Source organism: Mesorhizobium sp. M7A.F.Ca.MR.148.00.0.0 (assembly GCF_003997735.1).
Lineage (GTDB): Bacteria > Pseudomonadota > Alphaproteobacteria > Rhizobiales > Rhizobiaceae > Mesorhizobium.
The window spans coordinates 1-223 of sequence record NZ_RZTB01000760.1 but is presented as its reverse complement, the minus strand read 5'-3'; the positions used below and the strand labels follow the sequence as shown (position 1 = coordinate 223).

1 pseudogene is annotated in these 223 nt (G+C 54.3%); it reads right to left on the bottom strand.

The features are described from left to right. Positions 1-215 (bottom strand): annotated as a pseudogene (locus EOB49_RS36160) (ABC transporter permease); the annotation flags it as partial. Positions 216-223: the final 8 nt, after the last annotated feature.

The following is a 223-nucleotide window of genomic DNA, read 5'->3' as shown; positions in this document are numbered from 1 at the left end:
TGCTGGCTTGATGGTGGCGCGAGGAAATCGCCGGTTGCAGTCATCGCTGTCTGAAGCGGTCCCACCAAAATATTCGGTACCGCTGCCAGCACAAGAAAGAAGACCAGACATACGAGGCCCAGCTGAGCCCCGCCATGACCAAGAAATTGGCGCAGAAATCCTTTGATCGCTCGCGCTCGGCTGTGCCTGGAATATTGAACAGTACTTTCACTCATTACCGAAC